At 66.7% G+C, this 24,854-nt stretch carries 22 protein-coding genes and 2 tRNA genes; 2 read left to right on the forward strand and 22 right to left on the reverse strand.

Going from position 1 to position 24,854, the window contains the following annotated elements; genetic code table 11:
- Positions 1-8: 8 nt before the first annotated feature.
- The 15 genes from QNO03_RS03375 to QNO03_RS03445 all read right to left on the reverse strand — a co-directional run bounded on the left by QNO03_RS03375 (position 9) and on the right by QNO03_RS03445 (position 14,056).
- Positions 9-743: an NUDIX hydrolase gene (locus tag QNO03_RS03375; protein ID WP_289601876.1), complete on the reverse strand. Its 735-nt coding sequence runs from the start codon at positions 741-743 to the stop codon at positions 9-11.
- Between the two features lie 82 nt (positions 744-825).
- The gene (gene pnuC, locus QNO03_RS03380) at positions 826-1,488 is read right to left on the reverse strand and encodes a nicotinamide riboside transporter PnuC (protein WP_289601877.1); all 663 of its coding nucleotides are present in this window, start codon (positions 1,486-1,488) and stop codon (positions 826-828) included.
- A gap of 171 nt (positions 1,489-1,659) precedes the next feature.
- Positions 1,660-1,735 (reverse strand) — tRNA-Ala (locus tag QNO03_RS03385).
- A gap of 49 nt (positions 1,736-1,784) precedes the next feature.
- Positions 1,785-1,860, reverse strand: a tRNA-Ala gene (locus QNO03_RS03390).
- A gap of 126 nt (positions 1,861-1,986) precedes the next feature.
- On the reverse strand, positions 1,987-2,670 hold the full coding sequence (locus QNO03_RS03395; RefSeq protein WP_289601878.1) for a histidine phosphatase family protein: 684 nt from the start codon (positions 2,668-2,670) through the stop codon (positions 1,987-1,989).
- Positions 2,671-2,680: 10 nt separating this feature from the next.
- On the reverse strand, positions 2,681-3,067 hold the full coding sequence (rsfS, locus tag QNO03_RS03400) for a ribosome silencing factor (protein ID WP_229948739.1): 387 nt from the start codon (positions 3,065-3,067) through the stop codon (positions 2,681-2,683).
- A 24-nt stretch (positions 3,068-3,091) separates the two neighbouring features.
- Positions 3,092-4,405: a hypothetical protein gene (locus QNO03_RS03405; protein WP_289601879.1), complete on the reverse strand. Its 1,314-nt coding sequence runs from the start codon at positions 4,403-4,405 to the stop codon at positions 3,092-3,094.
- A 66-nt stretch (positions 4,406-4,471) separates the two neighbouring features.
- A complete protein-coding gene (nadD, locus tag QNO03_RS03410; RefSeq protein WP_269437828.1) occupies positions 4,472-5,095 on the reverse strand; it encodes a nicotinate-nucleotide adenylyltransferase in 624 nt (207 codons plus the stop codon).
- A 35-nt stretch (positions 5,096-5,130) separates the two neighbouring features.
- On the reverse strand, positions 5,131-5,364 hold the full coding sequence (locus QNO03_RS03415) for a hypothetical protein (protein ID WP_229948743.1): 234 nt from the start codon (positions 5,362-5,364) through the stop codon (positions 5,131-5,133).
- A gap of 120 nt (positions 5,365-5,484) precedes the next feature.
- Positions 5,485-6,801, reverse strand: a complete 1,317-nt coding sequence (locus tag QNO03_RS03420) for a glutamate-5-semialdehyde dehydrogenase (protein ID WP_289601880.1) — start codon at positions 6,799-6,801, stop codon at positions 5,485-5,487.
- Positions 6,798-8,009, reverse strand: a complete 1,212-nt coding sequence (gene proB / locus QNO03_RS03425) for a glutamate 5-kinase (protein ID WP_289601881.1) — start codon at positions 8,007-8,009, stop codon at positions 6,798-6,800. Before proB ends, QNO03_RS03420 begins: the two co-directional genes overlap by 4 nt.
- Before the next feature lie 54 nt (positions 8,010-8,063).
- Positions 8,064-9,641: a GTPase ObgE gene (gene obgE / locus QNO03_RS03430; RefSeq protein ID WP_289601882.1), complete on the reverse strand. Its 1,578-nt coding sequence runs from the start codon at positions 9,639-9,641 to the stop codon at positions 8,064-8,066.
- A 107-nt stretch (positions 9,642-9,748) separates the two neighbouring features.
- Positions 9,749-10,012 carry a 50S ribosomal protein L27 gene (gene rpmA / locus QNO03_RS03435; RefSeq protein ID WP_104053918.1) on the reverse strand — a complete coding sequence of 88 codons (264 nt, stop codon included), beginning with the start codon at positions 10,010-10,012 and terminating at the stop codon, positions 9,749-9,751.
- 84 nt (positions 10,013-10,096) lie between these two features.
- Positions 10,097-10,408 carry a 50S ribosomal protein L21 gene (rplU, locus tag QNO03_RS03440; protein ID WP_146361875.1) on the reverse strand — a complete coding sequence of 104 codons (312 nt, stop codon included), beginning with the start codon at positions 10,406-10,408 and terminating at the stop codon, positions 10,097-10,099.
- Positions 10,409-10,750: 342 nt separating this feature from the next.
- Positions 10,751-14,056 carry an Rne/Rng family ribonuclease gene (locus QNO03_RS03445; protein WP_289601886.1) on the reverse strand — a complete coding sequence of 1,102 codons (3,306 nt, stop codon included), beginning with the start codon at positions 14,054-14,056 and terminating at the stop codon, positions 10,751-10,753.
- A gap of 438 nt (positions 14,057-14,494) precedes the next feature.
- On the opposite strand from QNO03_RS03445, the gene QNO03_RS03450 reads away from it, so the two are divergent.
- Positions 14,495-15,154 carry a vitamin K epoxide reductase family protein gene (locus QNO03_RS03450; RefSeq protein ID WP_289601887.1) on the forward strand — a complete coding sequence of 220 codons (660 nt, stop codon included), beginning with the start codon at positions 14,495-14,497 and terminating at the stop codon, positions 15,152-15,154.
- Between the two features lie 7 nt (positions 15,155-15,161).
- Here QNO03_RS03450 and QNO03_RS03455 read toward each other — a convergent pair whose 3' ends face one another.
- Positions 15,162-15,800: a CG0192-related protein gene (locus QNO03_RS03455; protein ID WP_289601889.1), complete on the reverse strand. Its 639-nt coding sequence runs from the start codon at positions 15,798-15,800 to the stop codon at positions 15,162-15,164.
- Between the two features lie 124 nt (positions 15,801-15,924).
- Here QNO03_RS03455 and QNO03_RS03460 point away from each other — a divergent pair, with 124 nt between their 5' ends.
- The gene (locus tag QNO03_RS03460) at positions 15,925-17,025 is read left to right on the forward strand and encodes an SDR family oxidoreductase (RefSeq protein WP_289601891.1); all 1,101 of its coding nucleotides are present in this window, start codon (positions 15,925-15,927) and stop codon (positions 17,023-17,025) included.
- Between the two features lie 82 nt (positions 17,026-17,107).
- Here the strand turns inward: QNO03_RS03460 and ndk are convergent, their stop codons facing one another.
- The 6 genes from ndk to QNO03_RS03490 form a co-directional block, all read right to left on the reverse strand.
- Complete coding sequence (ndk, locus tag QNO03_RS03465) at positions 17,108-17,524, reverse strand: nucleoside-diphosphate kinase (protein ID WP_289601892.1); 417 nt, start codon at positions 17,522-17,524, stop codon at positions 17,108-17,110.
- A gap of 39 nt (positions 17,525-17,563) precedes the next feature.
- Positions 17,564-18,040: a DUF4233 domain-containing protein gene (locus QNO03_RS03470; protein ID WP_229948759.1), complete on the reverse strand. Its 477-nt coding sequence runs from the start codon at positions 18,038-18,040 to the stop codon at positions 17,564-17,566.
- A gap of 10 nt (positions 18,041-18,050) precedes the next feature.
- The gene (locus QNO03_RS03475; RefSeq protein ID WP_289601893.1) at positions 18,051-19,430 is read right to left on the reverse strand and encodes a bifunctional folylpolyglutamate synthase/dihydrofolate synthase; all 1,380 of its coding nucleotides are present in this window, start codon (positions 19,428-19,430) and stop codon (positions 18,051-18,053) included.
- The gene (ileS, locus tag QNO03_RS03480) at positions 19,427-22,729 is read right to left on the reverse strand and encodes an isoleucine--tRNA ligase (RefSeq protein ID WP_289601894.1); all 3,303 of its coding nucleotides are present in this window, start codon (positions 22,727-22,729) and stop codon (positions 19,427-19,429) included. Before ileS ends, QNO03_RS03475 begins: the two co-directional genes overlap by 4 nt.
- 338 nt (positions 22,730-23,067) lie before the next feature.
- Positions 23,068-23,844 carry an SDR family oxidoreductase gene (locus QNO03_RS03485; RefSeq protein ID WP_502874541.1) on the reverse strand — a complete coding sequence of 259 codons (777 nt, stop codon included), beginning with the start codon at positions 23,842-23,844 and terminating at the stop codon, positions 23,068-23,070.
- 18 nt (positions 23,845-23,862) lie between these two features.
- Positions 23,863-24,810, reverse strand: a complete 948-nt coding sequence (locus tag QNO03_RS03490) for a type IV toxin-antitoxin system AbiEi family antitoxin domain-containing protein (RefSeq protein ID WP_289601896.1) — start codon at positions 24,808-24,810, stop codon at positions 23,863-23,865.
- Between the last annotated feature and the right edge of the window lie 44 nt (positions 24,811-24,854).

The following is a 24,854-nucleotide window of genomic DNA, read 5'->3' on the forward strand; positions in this document are numbered from 1 at the left end:
GCTTCGGGTCAACCCTCAGCTGGGCGCATCATCGGCGGGCTGAGGTACTCGTCCTTGACGGTGAACACCGCTGCCGGGGCGCCCTTCCCGCGCACGACCTTGCGTCCGGTGTCGCGCAGGGCGCCAGCCATCTTGCGGGTGAAGTTGCCGGCGTCGAGCTTGTCGGTGTTCCACACGGCCTGGTAGACCCGGCGCAGTTGGTTGAGGGTGAACTCTTCAGGCAGGAGCTTGGCAGCGGTGAGACTGTATTCGATCTTGCCGGCGAGGCGGTCAAGAGCGGCGCTAAGGATCTCACGGTGGTCGAAGGCAAGCGTCTCCTTGGCGAGGACGTCATACACGGGCAGCCACTGCGCGGCTGCGGTGCCGGTGCCCGGGTCCAGCGCGGGCAGGGCGCTGCCGTCGGTTCCGAGCAGCGCCAGATGCGCGACGGATACGACGCGCATGCGCGGATCGCGGACAGGTGAGCTGTAGGTGGCGAGCTGCTCGACGTAGGCGCGGTGCGAGCCCAGATCCAGCCCGGTTTCCTCCTGCAGCTCGCGCCACGCGGCCGTGAGGGCATCCTCATCCGGTCCCACGAAGCCGCCCGGCAGAGCCAATGCACCCTTGAAGGGGTGCCCGCCGCGGCGGACGAAGGCTGCGTGGAGGGTGCTTCCCTTGACGGCGAAGACGACCAGATCCACGGTCAGCGCGACGGAGGGATACGCCCTGGGCGCGTGCAGGAACTGCTCTTCTTCGCGTGTCATCAGGCTCCCGCCGGCAACAAGGATCCAGCCCCCGCTCGCTGCCGGCATCGCAAGCCGATCACGCCACCCCGGGCAAATAGGCTCATGCCGGTATCTTTCCGGCCGCGGCAGCCGGGTGTACTGCCGCGGTGCGCGTGCGCTTCCAGTCAATAAGGCCGTAGACGCAGAGGGCGGTGAAGCCGATGTAGAGGATGGCGGTGAGGTTGAGTCCGCGGGAGAAGTACAGCGGAACGCTGACGAGGTCGATGGCAATCCAGACGTACCAGTGCTGGAAGATCTTCCTGGCCTGCCCGTAAGTGGCCAGGAGCGACGCGGCCAGGACGAAGGCATCGGGCCAGGGAACCTCCGAGTCGGTTCCGTGGGTGAGGATCATAGCGATCCCCACGGTGGCCAGGACGACGGCGGCGATGCCGGCAACAACCTCGTTCCGGCTTGCGTCACGGATCGGCAGGTCGCTCTTCTGCTCCGTGTCCCTGGCGCCGCGGACCCAGTTGTACCACCCGTAAACGGCGACAGCGGCAAACACGGCCTGCAGGAGGGTCTCGCCGTAGAGCCCGGCTCCGAAGAAGAGGACCATAAACGCGATGTTGTTAATGATGCCCACGGGCCAGTTCCAGGCCTTCTGCCGGGCGACGCCGTAGACGCAGGCCGCACCGGTGACGAACCCGATGACTTCGATCCAGCTGACCGGTGCTCCAAGCAGGGTTGCCGCGGGCGAGTTCATCCAGTCCAGTACTGCATTCATGGCGCTCTCCTGATTTATTGTCAGTGTGACAATGAGGAGCCTAAGGCCGCTGGAGGGAGAACGGAAGAGCTAGTGGCGACCAGTAGTGAGAGCTGCGTCACAACGGAGGAGGGGTGTTGCGGGCACTAAAAAACCGCCGGACACAGGATTTCCCGTGTTCCAGCGGTTAGTTGGTGGAGCTGAGGGGACTCGAACCCCTGACCCCCTGCATGCCATGCAGGTGCGCTACCAGCTGCGCCACAGCCCCAAACATTCAGTGATCTTCCACCGCAAACCCTCCGGTTTCCCGAAGGTTTTGGTGGAGCTGAGGGGACTCGAACCCCTGACCCCCTGCATGCCATGCAGGTGCGCTACCAGCTGCGCCACAGCCCCAAAACTAAAGGTTTATTGCGCCGTTTTCCCGTTCACCGGGGCGAAGCAACTCCTCTACCTTAGTACAAATCAACAGGAGCGCAAAATCCAGCCAGCCGCCGTCCCAAGGGCCGGAAGGACCGTTTGTCAGCCCTCGACCGGACCGCTGGGAAGGGAGTCCAGCCCCACATTGTGCTGGGCCAGATGCCAGGCCGAATTCCCGTGCCGGTCCGGACTTTCCTGCAGGACGGACCAGTGGCAGTTGGAGACGCCCGAGATAACCGCCCAGGACTCGGTGGGCAGTCCCAGCAGGGCGCAGATTCCGGCACGGATGGCTCCCCCGTGGCTTACCGCCACCAGGGTGCCTCCTGCGGGAAGTGCCTGGACGGCCTCGGTCACGGCCTCGGCCACGCGCCTGCCCACGTCGATACGCGTTTCACCACCGCCGGCCCGGGCGCTGCCGACCCCTGCTGACCAGGCGGCCAGCAGCGGAGCATCCTGCTCGGCAATCTGCTTAAAGGTGCGTCCCTCCCATGTCCCGGCAAAGGTTTCGCGCAGGCGCTTGTCCTGCGCGACGGCCAGGCCGGTTGCGGTGCCCAGGGCCCGGCCCGTGTTCAGGGCACGGCTGAGGTCCGAGGAGACAATACTGGCGGGTTCAAGGAACCGCAGCACTGCGGCGGCCTCCGCAGCCTGCCGCACCCCGTCGACGTCGAGGGCGATGTCCTGCTGTCCCTGGAACCGGCCCACCCGGTTCCATTCGGTGCGGCCGTGGCGCCAGAAAACGACCCGGCGCGATTCAGTTCCGGGGTCCCAGGGCGCAGGAGCACTCATGAGTGCGGGGTTATTCGGACTCGACGGCGGCGGGGGCGTCTTCGAGCTGAAGGTCAACCTCGGGGCAGTCCTTCCACAGACGTTCCAGGGCGTAGAACACCCGGTCCTCCTCATGCTGGACATGCACGACGACGTTGGCGTAGTCGAGCAGGACCCAGCGTCCTTCGCTTCGTCCTTCGCGGCGGACCGGCTTCAGGTCCATCTTGGCAAGTTCCTCTTCGATGCCGTCAACAATGGAGTTGACCTGGCGCTCGTTTGAGGCCGAGGCAATCAGGAACACGTCGGTGATGGCGAGCCGTTCGCTGACGTCGATTGCGACGATGTCGTCGGCAATCTTGGCCGACGCCGCTTTGGCCGCCGCCCGCGCAATGTCAATGGAAGATTCGGTGGCGCTCAAAGTGTTTCTCCTTGGGGTAATCGGTCAGCCGCCAAGGCCGCCGACGATCATTAGTACTCCGACGATCAGGGCAAGTGTGCCCAGACCTGCAACACCGGCGACCGCGAACCGCAGCCTCCGGATACGGCCGAGTCCGGCCGTCATGACATCTAGGGGGTCGAGCCCGAAGGCGCTGCGGGCGCCGATGGGACGCGCAGCTTCCTCGGTTTCGAGGGGTGCGTTGACCAGCGCATCAGCGCGGGCCAGGATCCGTGAATGGCGCACATCAGTGGCCCCGGCAGGGACCCGGCGCGGCACGGATGCCGGACGCTGGGCCGGAACAACGGGCAGGGCTCCGGCAGGCGGCGTTTCGGGATCGGCCACCGGTGTCGAGGACGTCACGATGGGCACGTGTGATGTGGGCGGTGCCTTCATCACGGGGTGTTCCATGCCGGGGACGCTGACGAACTCGAGCGGTGTGACCATGGCCAGGTTATGCGCGGTGGTGGGGTCACCGGACGAAGGCCTGCGCTGCTCGTTTTCCTGCGACAGCTTCTGGATGGCCTGGGTGCGGCGGTTCAGGACCTTGGCCCGTTCGGCGAGGGCCTTCTGCTGCGCCAGCAGTTCCAGGTCGACGGCCTGCGGATCCTCCGCTCCAAGGGCTTCCATGGCGGCAACGTGGTTGCGGGCCTGGCCTTCGAGTGCCTGCCGGGCCACCAGTGCCTGTTCAACACTCATGCCCTCGACGTCGGTGTTCGGGTCCGTGGCGTCAGCGGGGGTTCCGACGGCGTCCCGTACCGGAGCCTGCGGCGCCGACACGCGTGCTGCGTGGGCATCCGGGGCCGGGGTTCCGGACGCCTCGACGGCCGGAGAAGTGCTGCGGGACTGGCGGCGGGACAGCGGCGCCTGGTCACTGGATGGTGTGCGGTCCCGGCGCGGTGCCGGCCCGGCTGCGGCCGACTGGGTGTCCCATTGGGTGTCCCGCTGGTTGTCCCGCTGGTTGTCCCCCACCGGGGTCGACGGCGACTGGCGGCGCCGTTCCCTGCGCAGGGGTGCATCGGTGGCAGCGGATGCGGTGGGCCCGGTTTCTGGTCCGTCCGCCGGCTGGACCTCCGCGGCCCGGTCGCCGCCTGCTGCAAGCCTTTGCTGCTGCTGCAGCCTCAGCTGGCGGCGGGTGGGCGGAGCAGTCTCGGGAACCGAACGCTCAGGGATCTCGGCCAGGGCCTTATACGTCCGCAGCGTCTCCCTGTCGCGGGCGCGCTGCTGGGACTCACGTTCCCGCGGCCCGGCCGGGGAATCCACGGGTACGTCGGCCGCCCGGCGGCTGCGCCGCGGCGCGGACTCTGGACCGTTAGTCATTTCCTACCCATCCGGTTTATGTGTTGACGCTACTGGTTCTGTTTCGGTTTCCGCGGAATCCGGTGTCTAGCTGACGGCGGCATACAGCCGGTGCTTGGCGATGTACTGCACCACGCCGTCCGGCACGAGGTACCACACGGGGTTGCCTTCAGCCACGCGGCGCCGGCAGTCCGTGGAGGAAATCGCCATGGCCGGCACCTCCATCAGGGAGACGTCGTCGCGGCCTACATCCTTGAGCACATGCCCGGGCCTTGTCACTCCCACGAAATGCGCGAGTGACCACAGCTCCTGGATGTCCTTCCACGACAGGATCTGTGCCATGGCATCGGCCCCGGTGATGAAGAACAGCTCAGCCTCGGGCCGTGCCGCCTTCAGGTCCCGCAGGGTATCGATGGTGTACGTGGGACCGGCCCGGTCAATGTCGACCCGGCTTACGGTGAAGCGCGGGTTCGACGCCGTGGCGATCACCGTCATCAGATACCTGTGCTCGGCCGGACTTACCTGCTGGGCGGCCGGCTTGTGCCACGGATCACCCGTGGGCACAAAGACCACCTCATCCAGATCGAACATTGCGGCCACTTCGCTGGCCGCCACCAGGTGGCCGTGATGGATCGGATCGAACGTTCCGCCCATGACTCCCAGACGGAACCTGCGTTGTCCGTTGGCTTCCGTCCGCTGCCGTTCACCCATGGGGAAGAACGCCTCCGCTGGCTGCACGTACCAGGTCAGTCCCGGATGGCCTGGCCGTGGTCATGCTTGTCGGGAAACTGGCGCTGGGGATCGACGTGCTCCGGCTCGGCCGTGTGGCGGTTGCCCACGTTGCTGAAGGACACCGTGATCAGCATCAGCAGCAGCAGCGCTGCAAAGATCACCCCGCCGTAGACGTACGGAGACGCCGGCAGGTCAACGTGGTGTTCTTCGGCAGCAGTAAACACGGCGCCCGTAAGCTGGATCAGCATGTATTTCCCCTAGAGATCAATGGGTTCCGCAGGACAACCGGCGGAACGGGTTCTTGGTCAATGGTACGCGCAACCGCGGGCACATCGCAGCCAGACGCGGCGCGGGTCCGGCTCCCGGCGTCAGCGGCGGATCTGGCCGTCGCCCTGGATGATCCATTTGGTGGTGGTAAGTTCCTTCAATCCCATGGGTCCGCGGGCATGCATTTTCTGCGTGGAAATGCCCACTTCCGCGCCCAGCCCCAGCTCTCCCCCGTCGGTGAAACGGGTGGAGGCATTAACGATCACCGCGGCCGAATCGATCTCGGCGATAAACCGCTCGGCGTTGGCGAGGTCATTGGTGATGATCGCTTCCGTGTGGCCGGTGGTCCAGCGCCGAATGTGCGCCACGGCGTCGTCCAGGGTGTCCACCACAGCCACGGCCAGGTCCAGGTCCATGTACTCACGGCCCCAGTCGCCGTCGTCGGCCGGTTCGGCGGTGACGCCGGATGGGAGCAGTTCCATGGCCCGGGGGTCGGCATGCAGGCGGACGCCGGCGGCGGCCAGCGCAGCCAGGACGTCGGGTGCCGCGGGAGCACCTTCGGCGATCAGCAGGGTTTCGACGGTGTTGCAGACACTGGGCCGCTGCGTTTTGGCGTTGAGCAGGATATCGACCGCCATCTCCACCGGGGCGCTGCGGTCCAGGAAGATGTGCACGTTGCCCTCCCCCGTTTCAATGACGGGAACGGTGGCATTGGTGACGACGGACTGGATCAGGGAGCGGCCGCCGCGGGGAATCAGCACGTCGACACGGCCACGTGCCTTCATCAGCACGTTGGCACCTTCACGCCCGTACTGATCCACGCTTTGCACGGCGTCAGCGGGCAGCCCCACGTCCTCGAGGGAGCTGCGGATGATGCCGACCAGCACGCTGTTGGTTGCGGCGGCAGCGCTGCCGCCGCGCAGGAGGACCGCGTTGCCGCTCTTCAGCGCCAGTCCGGCAATGTCGAGGGTGACGTTCGGGCGGGCTTCATAGATGGCAGCCACCACGCCCAGCGGAACATGCACCTGGCGCAGCCGCAGCCCGTTGGGCAGCGTCTGGCCGCGGGCCACCGATCCGACCGGATCCGGAAGGCCTGCGAGATTCTCCAGGGCGGCAGCCAGCGCGGTGATGCGTGCAGGGGTCAGCGAGAGCCGGTCTAGCAGTGCGGCCGAGGTGCCGTTGGCCCGGCCTGCGGCCACGTCCTCGGCATTGGCCGCCAGGATGGCGTCCTGCTCCGCGTTCACGTTCTGCGCAATCCGCAGCAGGGCACGGTCCTTCCAGGCACGGTTGGCTCCGGCGAGGCGCCGCGCTGCGGTCCGGGAACGGTCTGCAAGGGCGTGGACCCGGGCTTCGACACTGTCGGCCGAAGTCTCGGCGGTCTCCGGTCCACCTGCAGCAGCATCGATGGTGTTAGTCATGTCCCCAGTGTAGGGCCGTTCCCGGCCTGCGGTCCCGGCTGCGCTTCATTCCGGTGCAGGAGGACGAGGTCGTTGACGTGGACCACCGCCCGTTCATATCCGCGGCCCAGTTCCCGGGACAGTTCCCGGGTGGACCGGCCGAGCATGGAGGGCAGCTCGTCGGAGCCGTAGTTGGTCAGCCCGTGGGCGATCACCCGGCCGGCGGTATCCGCCAGCGCAACGGCGTCCCCGGGTTCGAATTGTCCGTCCACGGCAACGATTCCGGCCGGGAGCAGGGACCGGTGCCGGTCCCCCACTGCACCTGCGGCGCCGTCGTCGAGCACCAGGGTGCCCTGGATGCGGGCCAGGTGGGCAAGCCAGAGCAGGCGGATGGACCGGCGCCTGCCGCGGGTGGTGAACCAGGTCCCCACGTCCTCGCCGGCCAGCGCTGCCGCTGCGTTGGCGGTGGACGTGACCAGGGCGGGAATGCCGGACTCGGCGGCAATGGTGGCGGCTTCGACCTTCGTGGCCATCCCGCCGGTGCCCACGCCGGCTTTGCCGACCCGTCCGATCCGCACGTCCGCCAGATCCCTGGGCCCGGTGACCTCGGGGATCCGGCGGGCGCCCTCGGAGGGTGGACCGTCATACAGGGCGTCGACGTCGGAGAGCAGGATCAGTGCGTCGGCCTTCACCAGGTGCGCCACGAGGGCGGCGAGCCGGTCATTGTCGCCGAAGCGGATCTCGTGGCTGGCAACGGCGTCGTTCTCGTTGACGATCGGCAGGACGCCGAAGTTCAGCAGCCGCTCCATGGCCCGGTGCGCGTTGGCGTGGTGGGCGCGGCGCATCAGGTCCTCAACGGTCAGCAGCACCTGGCTGACCGTCACACCGTGTGCACCGAAGGCGGCGGTGTAGCGGGCCATCAGCAGGCCCTGCCCCACACTGGCCGCGGCCTGCTGGGAGGAAAGCTGCGCCGGGCGCTTGGTGAGGCCCAGCGGGGCCAGCCCGGCACTAATGGCGCCGGAGGACACCAGGATGATCTCGGTGCCCTGGGCATGCCGGGCGGACAGCACGTCCGCGAGGGACCGGAGGGCGGCATCGGAAATACCACCGGCCACGGAGGTCAGGGACGAGGAGCCGACCTTGACCACCACCCGGCGGGCGCGGGCCAGGCCGGAACGGGCGGTTAACGCACGGCGGGCAGGTACGGCGAATTCGGTGTGTTCACTCATAACCTGCCCAGCCTATGCGCTGTTCACGGTCGCTGCGGGACCATGAAGGTGTTGTTACTCCCCGTCGGTGCCCTCTGCGGGCCGTGGGGAGTTCTTGTAGTTCACGGACTCGGTCCAGATACCGGCCTTGCGCTCGGCTTCCAGCTCGTCACGGGCGGCGGCGCGGGCGTCCTTGCGCTTCTGGTGGTCGCCGCGCTTTTCCTCGCGGGTCGGACGGGAGAAGTCTTCGACACGGATGTCGCTGCCGCGCGGGGAAGCTGCAAGCAGTTCCGCGCCGCCGATCATCGTGGGCTCCCAGTCGAAGACGACGCCGTCGCCCTCGCCGATGACCACGGCGTCACCGGGCTTGGCACCTTCCTTGAACAACTTCTCCTCCACGCCCAGCTTAGCCAGGCGGTCCGCCAGGTAGCCCACGGCTTCGTCATTGGTGAAGTCGGTCTGCTGGACCCAGCGAACCGGCTTCTCTCCCAGGACGCGGAAGAGCGGCTCGAGGTTGCGCTCCTCGCGGCGGATCAGGAAGCCGCCCTTGTAGTTGACGCCGCGCGGCTTCAGGACCGGCGGCTGGATGCGCGGCGGAGCCTTCTCCACGGCGTCCCGGGCGTCCTTGACGATGGCAGCCATGGCGAACCCGAGTTCACGCAGGCCTTCGTGGCTGGACGCGGAAACCTCGAACACGCGGTAGCCGCGCTTCTCCAGTTCCGGCCGCACGAACTCAGCCATGTCGCGGCCGTCAGGAACGTCCACCTTGTTCAGTGCGATAAGGCGGGGACGGCGGTTCAGCGGCACGACGTCGCCGTCGGTGCCCGCGTAGCTCATGTCCACTTCGTACTTCTCGAGCTCGCGCTCAATGACTTCCAGGTCCCCAATGGGGTCGCGGTCCGTTTCCAGTGCGGCACAATCCAGCACGTGCACCAGGGCGGCGCAGCGTTCCACGTGGCGCAGGAAGTTGTGGCCCAGGCCCTTGCCTTCCGAGGCGCCTTCAATCAGGCCGGGAACATCGGCGACGGTAAAGCGCACGTCTCCGGCCTGGACAACGCCCAGGTTCGGGATCAGCGTGGTGAAGGGGTAGTCGGCAATCTTCGGCCGGGCTGCGGAAATGGCCGCAATCAGCGATGACTTGCCGGCCGACGGGAAGCCGACCAGTGCAATATCGGCAATGGACTTCAGCTCCAGGACAATGTCGGACTCTTCGCCGGGGACGCCCAGCAGCGCGAATCCGGGGGCCTTGCGCTTCTGCGAGGAAAGCGAGGAGTTGCCGAGGCCGCCCTGGCCACCGGCGGCTGCGATGTACTCGCTGCCCTCCCCTACCAGGTCCGCCAGGACCTCGCCGGCCTTGTTCTTGACGACCGTGCCGTCCGGAACGGGGAGGATCAGCGTCTCGCCGGTCTTACCGTTGCGCCAGTCACCCATCCCGTTGCCGCCGTTAGTGGCGTGGCGGTGCGGGGCGTGGTGGTAGTCCAGCAGGGTGGTGGTATTGGAGTCAACGCGCAGGATGACGTCGCCGCCGTCGCCGCCGTTGCCGCCGTCGGGCCCACCCAGCGGCTTGAACTTTTCACGCTTGACGGACACGCAACCATGGCCGCCTGTACCGCCCGAAACATGCAGCACTACGCGGTCTACAAAGCTGGCCATGGTTCTCCTTCAAAGGAACTACTTGATCATGCCAATTCTACTTGGCTTAAAAAACGACGGGGCGGGCCATCAAGGCCCGCCCCGTCGGAAAAGCTAATTGCCGGTGATTACTCGGCGGCTGCTGCAGCCACGATGTTCACGACACGGCGGCCACGACGGCTGCCGAACTCAACTGCGCCTGCTTCCAGGGCGAACAGCGTGTCGTCGCCTCCACGGCCAACACCCTCACCGGGGTGGAAGTGGGTGCCGCGCTGGCGAACGATGATTTCGCCTGCCTTGACAACCTGGCCGCCGAAACGCTTTACGCCGAGGTACTGGGCGTTGGAGTCGCGACCGTTGCGAGTGGAACTCGCACCTTTCTTATGTGCCATTTCTTTGCCTGCCTTTGCTAACTGATATTGAAACCCTCAGGCGGGATCACACCCGCGGTCCCGGCCCTGGGGCCGGCAGGAGAATCAGGAGTTGATGGACGTAACCTTGACCTTGGTCAGCGAGGAGCGGTAGCCCTGACGCTTCTTGTAGCCGGTCTTGTTCTTGAACTTCTGGATGACAATCTTCGGACCCCGGAAGTTCTCGACGATTTCTGCAGTCACGGTAACCTTGGCCAGGTCCTGTGCAGCAGAGGTGACCTTGTCGCCATCAACCAAAAGCAGGGCAGGCAGCTCAAAGGTGCTACCGGCTCCACCGGGGACGCGGTCCAGGGTTACGAGGTCTCCGACGGAAACCTTTTCTTGGCGGCCGCCAGCGCGGACAATCGCGTACACCACTTGGGAACTCACTTCTCTCGACGTTTAATACTTGGATGCGCATTTGGGTGGGGCCAGATTGGCCCGCCCAGCGCCATGCAGTTCCGCCTGAACCGATAAACGGTTGGAAGGCGTTCGCACCGAAGTTCAAGGCTACGCTAACGGCCCCATAACCCGCAAATGCGCTGCATCTGCCGGCCGGGCCACGCGCCACCGAACCGGTGCCACTGCTCGGTTTCTACTTTATCCCATGCAGCGGCAGTTCCGGGCATCGGGCACCCGGGGCGGGTCGGACTGACGGCTTAACGCCCGCGGGCGGCCCGGTCCCGAAGGACCAGGCCGCCCGCTGCGGTTCCTGTGCGGCTACAGTTCGGAGGCCGGCACGCCGACGCCCAGGATGACCGGGGCCGGAGCTGCGGTCTTCTCCTCCGGGGCCACCTGTGCCTTGGCCGCGGCCGTAGCCGTGTGCCGGACCGTTGCGGAAGGAGCGGACTCCCCCGCAGCCGGTGCCGTCACCTCGGCTGCGCCCTGCGGGCTGCTGGCAGCCCTGCGGCGCCGCGCCGGACGGGCCGGCGTCTCCTGCGCCCGGACCGGCTGTTCCCGGTCAGGCTGGGACGTCTGCTCTGCCGGCGGTGCCGCACTCTGCGGGGCCTTCTGTTCCGAGGAGACAGCAGAGGCCACCTCGTTGAAGGCCTCGGTGAGGCTTTCAAGCGTCAGCGTGGGTTCTTCCTTGACCGGACGGCGCCGCTGGCGGCGGGGCACCACCACGTTTTCACCCTGGATGTTCAACACCGCACCGGGCTCCGTGCCCGAATCGTCGACCTGCTGGTCTCCGGCTGCGGGCTCGGCGGCTCCTCCGTTGCCGTTGACCGCCGCATCCACTACTTCATGTGCGGCGGCGGTTGCCGCAGCGATGCTGGCCAGGGCGGCACGGGCGGCTTCGGCCTTCGCCTGCCGCTCGGCATCCTCCTGCACCGGCTCGTCCTGCTGTGCCGCTTCCTCGACGGCGGGAGCGTTGCCGTTCTGTCCACGGCTGCGGTTGCGCTTGCGGTCACCGCGGGACTGCTTCTCCTGCTTGAGGTGCTGCTGGTGGTTGTCGTCGGCAACAGCGTGGCCGTTGGCCGTGTGGCTGGTGCTGCGGCGGTGCTCCACGGGGACGTCCTGCGTGACGACGCCGCGCCCCTCGCAGTGCTCGCAGGTCTCGCCGAAGACTTCCAGCAGTCCGGTGCCCATGCGCTTGCGCGTCATCTGGACCAGGCCCAGCGACGTCACCTCTGCCACCTGGTGCTTGGTCCGGTCCCGGCCCAGGCACTCCACGAGGCGGCGCAGCACCAGGTCACGGTTGGCTTCAAGGACCATGTCGATGAAGTCGATGACGATGATGCCGCCGATGTCGCGCAGCCGCAGCTGGCGGACCACTTCTTCGGCCGCTTCCAGGTTGTTCTTGGTGACGGTCTCTTCCAGGTTGCCGCCGCTGCCGGTGAACTTGCCCGTGTTCACGTCCACCACAGTCATGGCTTCGGTGCGGTCGATCACCAGGGAGCCGCCCGAGGGCAGGAACACCTTGCGGTCCAGGGCCTTGGCGATCTGCTCATCGATCCGGTGGGCCGAGAAGATGTCTTCGTCCTTGGTCCACTTCTCGAGCCGTCCCACCAGGTCGGGTGCCACGTAGGTGACATAGGCCTCGATGGTGTCCCAGGCTTCCTCCCCGGAGACAACGAGCTTCGAGAAGTCCTCATTGAAGACGTCACGGACCACCTTGATGGTCAAGTCGGGCTCGCCGTACAGCAGTTCCGGCGGGAGGGTCTTGGTGGACTTGGACTTCGCCTCGATGTTCTCCCACTGCGCGCGGAGCCGGTTGATGTCATTCATCAGCTCCTCCTCGCTGGCACCTTCGGCGGCGGTGCGCACGATGACGCCTGCGTTTTCCGGCAGGTGGTCCTTGAGGATCTTCTTGAGCCGGTTGCGCTCGACGTCGGGGAGCTTGCGGGAGATACCGGTCATCGAGCCGCCCGGAACGTACACGAGGTACCGGCCGGGCAGGGAAATCTGGCTGGTCAGGCGTGCGCCCTTGTGGCCCACCGGGTCCTTGGTGACCTGCACCAGGACGGAGTCACCGGACTTGAGCGCCAGTTCAATGCGGCGCGGCTGGCCGTCGAGGCCGGCGGCGTCCCAGTTAACCTCGCCGGCGTACAGCACGGCGTTGCGGCCGCGGCCAATGTCCACGAACGCTGCCTCCATGCTGGGCAGCACGTTCTGGACCTTGCCGACATACACGTTGCCGATCAGCGAGTCCTGCTGGGTGTTGGACACGAAGTGCTCCGCAAGGACGCCGTCCTCCAGCACGCCGATCTGGATCCGCTCGTCACGCTGGCGGACAATCATCTGGCGGTCGACGGATTCCCGGCGGGCCAGGAACTCGGCCTCGGTGATCACGTGGCGGCGGCGTCCTGATTCGCGGGACTCGCGGCGGCGCTGCTTCTTGGCCTCCAGCCGGGTCGAGCCCTTGACGCTGGTGACGCGGTCCGACACCGGGGCGTCGGCATGTGCCCGCGGGGCGCGGACACGGGTGACCGTGTTGGGCGGATCATCGTCCGCTCCCCCGGTCAGTTCCAGGTCGGCATCTCCACGGCGGCGGCGACGACGACGACGGGACGTGACGCCGTCGGCCTCGTTGTCGGCGGGACCCGCCGGCGAGTCGTCCGCGGCGGCGTTCGATCCGCTGTCCACGGTGTCGGAACCCTGCCGGCTGCGGCCGCGGCGGGAGCGGCGCCGTGAGCGGCCGGGCTCCTCGGTAGTGTCTTCTTCTTCGGTCTCTTCCGGTTCGGCAGCCCGGACTACGGGCACGGAACGGACAGAGGTGAGGTCGGGGGCGTGGAACAGCACCGAGGTGGGCGATTCCGGTACGGAGAAGGGATCCAGTGCCGAGGTGGGACCGGCAGCTTCAGCCTTCGCGTCGGCCTTGTCCTGCGGCTTGTCCTGCACCGGCGCGTCCTCCTGGGCCGCAGCGGGGAGCACGGGCTCGGCCGCGGCTTCGGCGGCACCGGCACCGGCTGCGGATTCCGCGGAGCGTGCCGGGCCCGAGGGGGTGCTGGCACGGCGGCGGGTGCGGGTCTTGGGAGCGGGAGCTTCTGCGGCGGGCTCGGCCGTGTTGGTGGACTCGGGCCCGGCTGCCAGCGTTACTTCGCCGGCGGCTTCGCTCTCAGTAAGGGCACCCGGTTCGGCTGCGGCCTTCTTCGCCGGACTGCGGCGGCGGCGGACGGTCTTGGCGGGCGCTGCTTCGGCGGGGGCGGCGTCGGCGGAAAGGTCGGCCGATGCCGCATCTGCGGCGGCGGAAGCAGATTCAGCAACAGCTTCGGGGGTTTCCTCCGGTGCGGCAGGCGCCTCTGCGGCGGGTGCTGCCTTCTTGCGGGGAGCCCGCGTGCGCTTGGGCTTCGCCGGGGTTTCTGCGGCAGGTGTTTCAGCGGCGGGGGTTTCCGTGGCAGACGTCTCCGCGGCTGCCACCGGAAGGGACTGAGGCTCTGCGGGAGAGGAAGCGGGGACGGACTTGCGCCGACTGCGGGTTGCCTTCTTGACGGGCGCCTGCTGCTCTTCGACCGCCTCCTGCCCGTTGGAAACCGAAGCAGCTTCTGCGTTCAGTTCACTGGTCAATTCGTTCTGATTATTCATTTAGGCCTAAGCTCCGGCCCTGCGGCACTGGCCACATTCCAATGCCCCAAGGCAATGTGTCGGCTGTGCGGTGGCATCGCAGCCATCCCGCCAGCCGGAAGTCGTCTGGATGTCATCCGAGGTCGCGCCAGCTGTGGGGCGCGGTATCACTCGAAGACCAGCGGCGCTTTTCCTGCTACCCCCGTGGAACGGATAATCTTCGTTACGGCCATGGGTAGGTCTGTCCGGCGGATTCCCTGGTTCCCATCCGGATTGATGGGCTAACTACATGGGAAGCGTCACCGGCAGAACCGGAAGCCTGTCGCTGGACCGGTGACGGAATGTGGTTCCGCCATCAGCCAAGCTTCATTATCGCATACGGCCGCCTTTTTGGCCCGTCTCTGCGCATAGACTCGAGGCAGATAGTTACTTCCGACACCTCCTCCGTAAGGAGCTTCCGTGCCCTCCAGCGCAGCCCGTCCATCTCCCGGAACCGTTCCCGCCGAAGCCTCCGGCGCCGGGACAACAGCTGCTCCGGCGGTCCGGCCGGAACGCCGGTCCTTCATCTGGACCCTGCTCCTCACCGCGGCCGTCGGCTGGATCGCGTCGGGAATCCTGGTCATTGAGCGCCTCCGCGTCTATGCCGACGCGGACTACATCACCAGCTGCGACATCAACCCGTGGGTTTCCTGCGGCACCGTGTTCCAGACCTGGCAGGCTTCGATTTTCGGCTTTCCCAACCCGCTGATCGGCATCGTGGCCTTTGCAGTGGTGATCACCACCGCCGCAGGACTGCTGGCGGGTGCGCAGTTTGCCCGGTGGTACTGGATCGAACTGCAGATCGGCGTGACCCTGGGCATGGTGTTCGTGGTGTGGCTGTGGAGCCAGGCCCTGTTCGACATCTACGTCCTATGCATCTACTGCATCGTGGTCTGGGCAGCCATGATTCCGTTGTTTGTCTTCACCACCATCCGCAACCTGGCCGCCGGTACCATCCCGGCACCGGCGAACCTGGTCCGGTTCCTTACCGACTGGTCCTGGCCGATCGTCGTCCTGCTCTGGATCGCGACGGCCGCGTCCATCTTCTTCCGGTTCCTGAACTCGTTCGTGGGCGGCTAGCTCCCGCTCAGCTGCCCAGCGGGAGGCCCCAGGCCAGCACCACCGGAATGTCCTGCCCCTTCCAGGTCGCCGTGAGCGCGGGATCAGGCGCCGTGCGGCCGTCCAGATCCAGCACCCGGACCACGGAGAACTCCCAGCCACCCGAGGTCAGGACCGAAGCTGCCCAGCCCTCCGGCTCGGAGGCAGGGGCATCCACCAGCTCGGCACCGCTGGGCATTCCCGTACTGCTGACCCGCATGGTCTCGGGCAGCACTTCACGGACGCCGTCGTTGTCCATGTACTGGACCGCCTGCGGCTGCCGCGCGAGCACGGCGGCCTCCAGCGCCCGGGCGTAGACGGGATCGCCAAGGGCGTCGTAGACCCAGCGCCGGCCGAGGACCGAGTGGTCCATTTCGGTGATCAGAAATTCCTCCGCGCCCTCCAGCGGCGCGCCCCGGTAGGTCAGCGGAACCTGCACCACTGTTGATCCGGCCGCCACGATGGTGGTTTCGATGCCCACCTCACCCTCGGGGTCGTCGAACCGGAAGGACCCCAGCTTCTGGACCGGGACCGGCTCTGTTGAGGGGAACCACCAGGTTCCGGGAAGCCATCCGGAAATGAGTTCCATTTTGCCCGGGCGCAGTTCAGCGTCGTATATAAGTGCCATGCGCATAGCCTAGGCGTCTTTCCGGCAGCCGTCAGGAATTTCCCCAGGCGCTTCGCCGTTGCCGCAAGGGAAGGCGTACGGACGTTTGCACCGCAGCGCTGCATTTCAACTTATGAGGAGAACCATGCTCAGAACCATTCCTGCCCGCCAGGAATCCCCCCGCACGGCGCTGGTCGCCGGTGCCACCGGAATCGCCGGAGCCGCACTGGTGGACCTGCTCGAGGATCAGGGCTGGACAGTCCTGGCCCTGTCGCGGAAGCCCGGCGCCCCCGATCCGGCGCGCCCCGCCGTCGTACCGGTGGCCGGAGACCTGAGCTCCCCCGAAACCCTGGCCAAGGCGCTGGAAGGCGCGAAGCCGACGCATGTGTTCTTCACCTCCTGGTCCCGGCAGGAGACGGAGGCGCAGAACATCGCCGTCAACTCGGCCATGGTCCGCAACCTGCTCACCGCCCTGGCGGACGCCCCGCTGGAGCACGTTGCCCTGATGACCGGCCTCAAGCACTACATGGGACCCTTTGAAGCCTACGGTGAGGGCCCCATGCCGGACACCCCGTTCTCCGAAGACGAGCCCCGCCTGCCGGTCGAGAACTTCTACTACGCCCAGGAAGACGAACTGATGGAGGCCGCCGAACGGCAGGGCTTCGCCTGGTCCGTCCACCGCGCCCACACTGTCATCGGCTTCGCTGTCGGCAACGCCATGAACATGGGCCAGACCCTGGCCGTGCAGGCGACCCTGTGCCGCGAACTCGGGATGCCGTTTGTTTTCCCGGGCTCGGAGACCCAGTGGAATTCGGTCACCGATATGACCGACGCCGGACTGCTTGCGGAGCACATGCTCTGGGCGGCTACGGATGAGCAGACCGCCAACGAGGCCTTCAACGTGGTCAACGGCGATGTCTTCCGCTGGCGCTCCCTGTGGCCGCGGCTCGCCGCGGAGTTCGGCGTCGAGCCGGTCGGTTACGAGTCCGCTCCGCGGCCGCTCGAAGAGCAGATGGCCGGCATGTCCGATGCCTGGACCAAGATCGCGGACCGTCACGGCCTGGCCGAACCCGACCTTGGACGGTTGGCCTCGTGGTGGCACACAGATGCCGATCTGGGCCGGAAGGTCGAGGTGCTGACGGACATGAGCAAGAGCCGGGTGGCGGGCTTCACCGGCTACCGCCGTACCGAGGATGCCTTCAAGGCACTCTTTGCTCGCCTTCGGGACGAAAAGCTGATCCCGTAGCTTCGAGCATCGAAGACAGGGAAAGGGCCGGCACCTCATGGGTGCCGGCCCTTTCCCTGTCTTATTTACGCTAAAGCCGGTGTCAGCTGAACCAGATGCCGATTTCGCGGGCCGCGGATTCCGCCGAATCGGAGCCGTGGACCAGGTTCTGCTGCACTGCCGTACCCCAGTCGCGGCCAAAGTCGCCGCGGATGGTGCCCGGGGCCGCCGTCGTCGGATCGGTGGTTCCGGCCAGGGACCGGAAGCCTTCAATCACGCGCTGTCCCTCGAGGACGGCGGCAACGACCGGACCGCTGAGCATGAACTCCACCAGCGGCTCGTAGAACGGCTTGCCCTGGTGCTCGGCATAGTGCTCTTCGAGGATTTCTCGGGTGGCCTCGGTCTTCTTCAATTCCGCCACGGTGTAACCCTTGGCTTCGATGCGCGCCAGGATGGCGCCGGTGAGCCGGCGCTCAACGCCGTCGGGTTTGATCAGGACAAGTGTGCGCTCGGTGCTCACGGGGTATCTCCTTGGAACGGTCGGATATCGGTTCTAAGCCTAGTCGGTGCCGACGGGTGGTTCGGGGGCCGCAGCCGCATCCCCCTCTTCGGGATGTGCTTTCTCCCATTCCGCCTGCATCCGGTCGCGTTCACGGTTCTCCCGGTCCAGCCGCTGGCCGGCGCGCAGCCCGTACCACCAGGTCAGCGCAAAAAGCCCGCCCACGAGGAACATCATGGCGTCCAGGAAACCGGTGGCAATGAGCACCAGCTGCAGGATCCAGCCGATCGCCGGCCCCGCAGGCTTGGAGAGCACGGCGCAGGTTCCGATCATCGCCGCTGCCAGCAGCAGTCCGCCGCCGAGCAGCAGCGGCGGGGAAACAGTGTCGCGGTGCACGCCGAAAACGGCGAGCGTCCCGAACAGGACCACGAACGCTTCGAGCGTGAGGACCGTGGATGCGAACATCACCTTGATGGAACGGCGCTTCTTGGGCATGCCCGGGCGCCATTCGCGCTGCGCCTTGGTCAGTTTTGCCATAGCTGCATGCCTACTTTCCGAGGAGGGTGCGCGCTTCCGCGACCACGGTAATGGAACCGACCACGAGCACGCCGCCGGAGAGGTCGTTGTTCTCCTCGGCCTTGGCCACGGCCCATTCGAGGGCGTTGTCCAGGCCGGCTTCGACCTGGATGTCTTCATCCGCGAAGCCGGCATCCACGGCGTCCTGGACCAGTTCCTCGGCCGGGATGGCCCGGGGCGAGCTGGACTGGGTCAGCACCACACCGCTGACCAGGTCGCCGAGCTCCTCCCGGAGCTCGCTGAGGATCCCGACGGCGTCCTTCTCCGCCAGGATGCCCACGACCAGGACGAGCGTGGTGAGGTTGAACGCCTCGCGCAGCGCCGCGGCTGCCGCCTTGGCACCGGCGGGGTTGTGTGCGGCGTCGACCACGATCGTGGGAGCGGTCCGCACCACCTCAAGGCGGCCGGGCGACGTGACGGTCAGGAACCCGGTGCGCAGCAGTTCGACGTCGAGCTCCTTGGTTCCGCCGCCGATGAAGGCCTCCAGCGCGGCTACGGCAACCGCGGCGTTTTCGGCCTGGTGGGCGCCGTGCAGCGGCACCTGCAGGTCCTCGTAGCGGCCGGCCAGGCCGTTGACGGTGATCATCTGCCCGCCCACGGCCATGACCCGCGATTCCACACCGAACTCCACGCCTTCGAAGCGGAACGGGACGCCGGCCTCGTGTGCCTTTTCCAGCAGCACCTGTGCGGCCTCCATGGGCTGCGCAGCGCTGATGAGGAACCCGTCCTCCTTGATGATGCCGGCCTTTTCCCGGGCGATGTCGGCGACGTCGTCACCCAGCAGCTCAGTGTGGTCCAGCGAAATGGGAGTCACCACGGACACCGAGCCGTCGCCCACGTTGGTGGCGTCGGTGATGCCGCCAAGGCCCACCTCGATCACGGCTGCGTCCACGGGCTCGTCCGCGAATACGGCGAACGCCAGGATGGTCACTGCTTCGAAGTAGGTCAGCCGGGGCTCGCCCGCGGCCTCCAGCTCGGCGTCGACAATGTCCAGGTAAGGGTGGATTTCATCCCAGATCCGGACAAACGTTTCATCGCTGACAGGCTCGCCGTCAATGCTGATCCGCTCGGTGACGCTGCTCAGGTGCGGGCTGGTGTACCGGCCGGTGCGCAGCCCGTAGGCCCGCAGTCCGGCCTCGATCATGCGGGCCGTGGACGTCTTGCCGTTGGTGCCGGTGATGTGGATGATCGGGAACGCCTTGTTCGGCTCCCCCAGCACCTCCATCGCCCGGAACAGCGGAGCCATGCGCGGCTCCATCTTGTTCTCCGGGGCGCGGCTGAGCAGTTCGGCATAAACGCTCTCCACGGAGAACCCGTCGATGGAACCGGACGGGGTGTCTGCTGAACTCATGAGATTTTCTCCACTGTGACGATGTATTTCTCGCTGTCGGCGTCTGTGTCGCCGGTGGCGAGGCCGCCGGTGACAATCAGCTCGTCCGTGAGCGTTTCGGCCTTTACGAGGCCGGCGTTGGCTTCGAGCGCGGCCGCTTCCTGCTCCCCCGTCGTGACGCGGGTCCGGATGCGGTCGCTGATGTGCAGGTCCGCGTCGCGGCGGGCCTGCTGGATGGCGCGGATGGCATCACGGGCGGCGCCTTCGGCAGCCAGTTCCGGAGTGACCTCCGTGTTGAGCACCAGGAAGCCGCCGCCGGGAAGCACGGCAACCGCCTTCGCGGATTCCCCTTCGCCCGTTTCGACGACGGTCTCCAGCGTGTACTCCTGCGGCTCCAGGGCGAGGCCGCCGGCGGTGACCGCACCGGCGTCGTCCACGGACCAGTCACCGGACTTGGCGGCCTTGATGGCCGTCTGCACGTTCTTACCCAGGCGGGGACCCGCGGCGCGGGCGTTGACCACGAGTTTCTGGCTGATGCCGAACTCGGCCGGATCCGCGTCGGAGGCGTCCACAAGACGGACATTCTTCAGATTCAGCTCGTCAGCGATGATCGCGGCGAACTGGCCGGCCAATGCCTTCGCGTCCGGGGCGACGACGGTCAGCTCGGACAGCGGCAGGCGAACCCTCAGGTTCGCGCCCTTGCGCAGGGAGGAACCGACGGAGGCAATCCGCCGGGTGGCTTCCATGCGTTCCACCAGTGCGGGGTCGCTCGGGAAGAGGTCCGCGTCCGGCCAGTCGGTCAGGTGCACCGAGCGTCCACCGGTAAGGCCGCGCCAGATTTCCTCGCCGATGAGCGGCAGCAGCGGAGCTGCCACCCGGCACACGGTCTCCAGGCAGGTGTAGAGCACGTCGAAGGCCTGGGTGTCTTCTTCGAAGAAGCGGGTACGGCTGCGGCGGATGTACCAGTTGGTGAGCGTGTCCATGTAGGCGCGCAGGATCTCACACGCCACGGACACATCGTAGGAGTCCAGCGCAGCGCCCATGTCGCGGACCAGGTCGCCGGTGGCGGCCAGCAGGTAGCGGTCCAGCGGCTCGCTGGAGTCGTAGCAGGCCTTGGCCTCGTAACCGTTGCCGTTGTCCGCGGCGTTGGTGTAGAGGCTGAAGAAGTGCCAGACGTTCCACAGCGGCAGGATGGCCTGGCGGACACCGTCGCGGATGCCCTGTTCGGTGACGATCAGGTTGCCGCCGCGCAGGATCGGGGAAGCCATCAGGAACCAGCGCATAGCGTCGGAACCGTCGCGGTCCAGCACCTCGGACACATCCGGGTAGTTGCGCAGCGACTTGGACATCTTCTGCCCGTCGGAGCCCAGGACAATGCCGTGGCTGATGACGTTGCGGAACGCCGGGCGGTCGAACAGTGCGGTGGCCAGGACGTGCAGGGTGTAGAACCAGCCGCGGGTCTGGCCGATGTACTCGACGATGAAGTCGCCGGGGTTGTGGCTCTCGAACCAGTCGGCGTTCTCGTGCGGGTAGTGCACCTGGGCGTACGGCATGGACCCGGAGTCAAACCACACATCCAGGACGTCCTCCACGCGGCGCATGGTGGACTGGCCGGTGGGGTCGTCCGGGTTGGGCCTGGTCAGCTCGTCGATGAACGGGCGGTGCAGGTCCGGCTGGCCTTCCTTGTTCAGCGGCAGCCGGCCGAAGTCGGCTTCCATCTCGGCCAGCGAACCGTACACGTCGGTGCGCGGGTAGTTGGGATCGTCCGACACCCAGACCGGGATGGGGCTGCCCCAGTAGCGGTTGCGGCTGATGGACCAGTCGCGGGCGTTTTCCAGCCACTTGCCGAACTGGCCGTCCTTGACGTTGTCCGGGATCCAGTTGATCTGCTGGTTCAGTTCGACCATGCGGTCCTTGATCTTGGTGACCTCCACGAACCAGGAGGAGACCGCCTTGTAGATCAGCGGGTTCCGGCAGCGCCAGCAATGCGGGTAGCTGTGCTCGTAGCTGGCCTGGCGCAGCAGCCGGCCCTCTGCCTTGAGCACCTTGGTGATCGGCTTGTTGGCGTCGAAGACCTGCAGTCCGGCGATGTCGGCGAGTTCCCCGGTGCCGAACATGGGCAGGAACTTGCCGCCCTCATCCACGGAGAGGATTACGGGGATACCGTATTCCTCGCAGACCTTCTGGTCATCTTCACCGTAGGCGGGTGCCTGGTGGACGATGCCGGTGCCGTCAGTGGTGGTGACATAGTCAGCGGTGACGATCTGCCAGGCGTTGGCGGTGCCCCACTTCTCGGTGTCGGTGTAGTAGTTCCACAGCGGGGCGTAGCGCAGCCCGGCCAGGTCCTTGCCCAGGTGGACGGCGGTGACGGCCGCACGGACGCCCTCGGCGTCGTCGTACCCCAGGTCCTTGGCGTAGGAACCCACGAGGTCTTCAGCCAGCAGGAAACGTCCCTCGCCTGCCTGAGTGCCGTTCGGGCCTGCGGGCACGACGGCGTAGCGGACCTCGGGTCCGACGGCGAGGGCCATGTTGGTGGGCAGGGTCCAGGGGGTGGTGGTCCAGGCGATCGCGTTCACGCCGTCGAGCTCCGCGGAGAGCGGGTTGTCTCCGGCAGTGATGGGGAAGGTGACCGTGACCGTCTGGTCCTGGCGCATCTTGTAGACGTCGTCGTCCATGCGCAGCTCATGGTTGGACAGGGGCGTCTCGTCCTTCCAGCAGTACGGAAGGACGCGGAAGCCGCTGTAGGTCAGGCCCTTTTCATGCAGGGTCTTGAACGCCCAGATGACGGATTCCATGTATTCGACGTTGAGCGTCTTGTAGTCATTCTCGAAGTCCACCCAGCGGGCCTGGCGGGTGACGTAGTCCTGCCACTCACCGGCGTACTTCATGACCGAGGCGCGGCAGGCATCGTTGAACTTGTCGATGCCCATCTTCTCGATCTGGACCTTGTCGCTCATGCCGAGCTGCTTCATGGCTTCGAGTTCGGCGGGCAGGCCGTGCGTGTCCCAGCCGAACCGGCGCTCCACGCGGCGGCCGCGCTGGGTCTGGTAGCGGGCCACCAGGTCCTTGACGTAGCCGGTCAGCAGGTGCCCGTAGTGCGGCAGGCCGTTGGCGAAAGGCGGGCCGTCGTAGAAGACGAACTCGTTGTCGCCGTCTTTTCCGGCCGGACGGGCGTCAATGGAGGCCTGGAAGGTGCCGTCTTTGTCCCAGTACTTCAGAACGCGTTCTTCGAGTTCCGGAAACCGGGGTGAGGAGGGAACAGCAGCAGCGGCTGAGTCGCCGGTGCTGGCTTTGGGGTATACAGAGGGCATATTCGTCATCCTGATAGCGGCAAGTGAATCTGGCTGTGGAACAGGATGCGAGGGCGGCCTCTACCGGTCCGAAGACCGGCGGTAACCGCGGTACCACCTCGCTTGCCGCCGTACGTTCCCCGGTGTGCTGGGGGCCGCGCGGCTGCCGCTCATTGACTGCTGTGACGGGCTTACCCGTCCGGTTCTACTGGGCTGCAATCTGCGGGGGCAGATGCGGCTGTTCTTCCGGAAGCTCACCGGTGATGGCCGGGTCAGTGCTGCTCCGGTCAAGTTTAGGCCACGCCCGGAGGGTTGTCGAAGCACTGTCCTCCGGGCGGGGCCCTGCTGCCCTGCCGGGCTGCTGCGTACTACCTGCCGGGCTGCTGCGCAGTACCTGACTGGCTGCTGCGGATGACCTTGTGCTGGGCAGCCTGTGCCAGCGGCCGCACCACCACCTGGTCCAGGTTCACGTGGTGCGGAACGTTCAGGGCGAACGCCATCACCCCGGCAACATCTTCAGCGGTAAGCGGGTTTTCGACCCCGTCATAGACCTTCTCCGCCGCTTCCTTGTCTCCCAGCCGATTCAGGGAGAATTCCTCGGTCTTCACCATGCCGGGGGCAATCTCGATGACTCGTACGTTGTGCTCGGCTTCCTCAAGCCGCAGGGTCCGGGCCAGCATCTGCTCCCCGGCCTTTGCCGCCGTATATCCGGCACCGCCCTCATAGGCGGTGTATGCCGCCGTCGAGGTGAGCAGCAGGACCGATCCCTGTCCGCTGTCCCGCAGGGCCGGCAGGAACGCCTGCGTCATCCGCAAGGCGCCGAGGACGTTGACGTCGTACATACGCTGCCAGTCCGCGGTGCTTCCGCTGGCTACCGGGTCCAGCCCGAAGGCTCCGCCGGCGTTGTTGATCAGGGCGTCCACTCCCCCGCCCGCCAGGATCTGCTCGGCAAGCTGTGCCACGGACGCGTCGTCGGTGACGTCCGCCGCGATGGCTTCCGCGCCGGTTTCTTCGGCGAGCGCCTGCAGTTTCTCTTCGCGGCGGGCCACGGCGACGACGTCCCAGCCCGAGGCCCGCAGCGCACGTACTGCCGCGGCTCCGATCCCTGAACTTGCTCCGGTAACGACGGCCCGCTTTGGTGTCATGTCAGTCATGGAAACACCTTAGCCAGTGTTCCGGTGCCCGCCGGGATTCTTCCGATGGTCCAGCCCTTCTGTTACGGCTGCGGCTGCTGCGGTCGCGGCTGCTGGTCCGCTGCTGCTGCTGCCCTGGTACTGCGACTGCTGCCGCAACCGGGGGCCCCACGTATCCCGCGTCTTCTTCACCAGATCCACAAACTCGTCCGGCCGGTGCAGGACAAGTTCCGCGGTGATCCGCAGCGTGATCCACCCGGCCGCGGACGAAGCGTTCCACCGTCGCCGGCCCATGCGGTAGTGCTCCCTGCTGCTGTGGAAAGCGAACCCGTCAATCTCGACGATCAGCCACCCGTCTACAAGCAGATCAACTCGTCCGCTACCGGGCAGGAGCACCTCTGTCTCGACGCGTAGTCCCGCGTTCAGCAGATGGAACCGCGCGCAGACCTCAAGCGGCGATGCCGTGGTTCGCCGAATCGTCCCCAGCAGTGCCCGGACCGGCCAGTCCTGCTGCCTGGAGAATTCCTTCTGCAGGCTCTGCAGTCCCACGGCGTTGGTTATGACTGCTGATTCCGCCATGACCAGTGCGTCCAGCCGGGGAAGGCAGCGGAAGGCGTCCCGGAGGATCTGCTGCGGCGGCGCTATCAGCCGGTGTGCCGACCGTTGTCCCCGGTGGAGGACCGCGCCGGGTATGGCACGGGCCGCGTCGCACCGGACATGTGCAGTTACCGGTGGGGTCAGTACCCACCAGCCGAGAAGGTGTGCCGCCGAGACACATGTCAACGAGGCCCGGTTGCGTGCGGCATCAACCAACCGGGCGTCTGCCTGGGGCAGCGCAAACGTCCCGCGGGCCACGCGCCGGACGATCCCGGTCCGCACAGCCTGGTCGACCGTCCGCCGGGGGAACCCGTTGGCAGTCAGCGTCCCGTAGCTGGCTACTCCGTAACGTGTGAGCAGGAACGCCTCCAGTTGCTGCATCCCCCACACAATGATGTCTCTCCGGCCGATCGTTGCTCTTCCAA

Origin of the sequence: Arthrobacter sp. zg-Y877 (genome assembly GCF_030373105.1) — a bacterium.
In the GTDB taxonomy this organism is placed as follows: Bacteria; Actinomycetota; Actinomycetes; order Actinomycetales; family Micrococcaceae; genus Arthrobacter_B.

Coding starts and splice junctions, on each gene's coding strand:
- ileS (WP_289601894.1), bottom strand. CDS start 22,729: ATGACGAATATGCCCTCTGTATACCCCAAAGCCAGCACCGGCGACTCA.
- QNO03_RS03420 (WP_289601880.1), bottom strand. CDS start 6,801: ATGACTAACACCATCGATGCTGCTGCAGGTGGACCGGAGACCGCCGAG.
- QNO03_RS03490 (WP_289601896.1), bottom strand. CDS start 24,810: ATGCAGCAACTGGAGGCGTTCCTGCTCACACGTTACGGAGTAGCCAGC.
- rpmA (WP_104053918.1), bottom strand. CDS start 10,012: ATGGCACATAAGAAAGGTGCGAGTTCCACTCGCAACGGTCGCGACTCC.
- pnuC (WP_289601877.1), bottom strand. CDS start 1,488: ATGAATGCAGTACTGGACTGGATGAACTCGCCCGCGGCAACCCTGCTT.
- QNO03_RS03475 (WP_289601893.1), bottom strand. CDS start 19,430: ATGAGTTCAGCAGACACCCCGTCCGGTTCCATCGACGGGTTCTCCGTG.
- QNO03_RS03485 (WP_502874541.1), bottom strand. CDS start 23,844: ATGACACCAAAGCGGGCCGTCGTTACCGGAGCAAGTTCAGGGATCGGA.
- QNO03_RS03445 (WP_289601886.1), bottom strand. CDS start 14,056: ATGAATAATCAGAACGAATTGACCAGTGAACTGAACGCAGAAGCTGCT.
- QNO03_RS03415 (WP_229948743.1), bottom strand. CDS start 5,364: ATGCTGATCCAGCTTACGGGCGCCGTGTTTACTGCTGCCGAAGAACAC.
- nadD (WP_269437828.1), bottom strand. CDS start 5,095: ATGGGTGAACGGCAGCGGACGGAAGCCAACGGACAACGCAGGTTCCGT.
- QNO03_RS03375 (WP_289601876.1), bottom strand. CDS start 743: ATGACACGCGAAGAAGAGCAGTTCCTGCACGCGCCCAGGGCGTATCCC.
- QNO03_RS03395 (WP_289601878.1), bottom strand. CDS start 2,670: ATGAGTGCTCCTGCGCCCTGGGACCCCGGAACTGAATCGCGCCGGGTC.
- QNO03_RS03405 (WP_289601879.1), bottom strand. CDS start 4,405: ATGACTAACGGTCCAGAGTCCGCGCCGCGGCGCAGCCGCCGGGCGGCC.
- QNO03_RS03460 (WP_289601891.1), top strand. CDS start 15,925: ATGCTCAGAACCATTCCTGCCCGCCAGGAATCCCCCCGCACGGCGCTG.
- QNO03_RS03470 (WP_229948759.1), bottom strand. CDS start 18,040: ATGGCAAAACTGACCAAGGCGCAGCGCGAATGGCGCCCGGGCATGCCC.
- QNO03_RS03455 (WP_289601889.1), bottom strand. CDS start 15,800: ATGGCACTTATATACGACGCTGAACTGCGCCCGGGCAAAATGGAACTC.
- obgE (WP_289601882.1), bottom strand. CDS start 9,641: ATGGCCAGCTTTGTAGACCGCGTAGTGCTGCATGTTTCGGGCGGTACA.
- proB (WP_289601881.1), bottom strand. CDS start 8,009: ATGAGTGAACACACCGAATTCGCCGTACCTGCCCGCCGTGCGTTAACC.